Raw genomic sequence first — 889 nt, forward strand, 5'->3', positions numbered from 1 at the left:
CTATTCCACACCGCTTTTGTAATACTCAGATATCTTATCGATAATCACACAGCTGAGTGTGATATTAACGACGTAGACCTAATTGGCTGATCAGTGTGGTATAGCGACCAAGATCTTTACCTTTTAGGTAATCAAGAAGTTTACGGCGCGTGTTTACCATACGGATAAGACCACGGCGGCTATGATGATCGCCTTTGTGCTCTTTAAAATGGTTCTGTAAATCGTTAATACGGGCGCTTAATAGGGCAACCTGAACTTCAGGGGAGCCAGTATCGTTCTCGCCGCGTTGGTATTGAGCAATGATTTGTTCGCGATCAGTATTCGTTAGCATAATTCTCTCCAGCAATGCTAAGAGCTCTATAATTTACTCAAACAGATGAGTACTTATAGAACCGTAAAAATAAAAAAGCTTTGGCATCATTCAGGACAACCCTGCATTACTAGAGTTGACCTAGTGAACGCTAAGCATTCAAGGGTCGTATTATTAAACAATAAGCTTCACACGTAAACATTCAAGCTTAGCCGTCTATCTAGATACTAACTAGATGCTAAAACTATATCAAGGTTTTGTATAAGAGCTATTGCCAATACGGCGCTGATTATAACAAAAAACTGCCACATTAGCAGCAGTTTTTATGGTGAGTTCACACATTTGATATCACAGTAACATCAATGGATAGACTCATTATAAGGATTACTTATCGTTGTTCTTTTTAACATCGTCTTCTGTAGCATGTCGACCAAGCTCGCTATCATCAAGCGGCGCAGTTGTTGCTTCTGCTAAGCTATCAGGAGCCTCATCAGTTGGGTTAATCTCTTTGTATTGCTCTTCGATTTTCTTTTCTTGTTCATCCATTATTACTCTCCTATTCTTATAATAATTTTGCAA

The 889-nt window shown here is 39.0% G+C and carries 2 protein-coding genes; both read right to left on the bottom strand.

Translation table 11 applies throughout. From position 1 onward, the window contains the following. Nucleotides 1-64 precede the first annotated feature (64 nt). Nucleotides 65-334, bottom strand: a complete 270-nt coding sequence (gene rpsO, locus ACTXGO_RS14855; protein ID WP_435951085.1) for a 30S ribosomal protein S15 — start codon at nucleotides 332-334, stop codon at nucleotides 65-67. A 360-nt stretch (nucleotides 335-694) separates the two neighbouring features. After that, entirely contained in the window at nucleotides 695-856 is a 162-nt protein-coding gene (locus ACTXGO_RS14860; protein ID WP_435950002.1) for a hypothetical protein, read from the bottom strand. Between the last annotated feature and the right edge of the window lie 33 nt (nucleotides 857-889).

The organism is Psychrobacter sp. T6-1 (assembly GCF_052258445.1).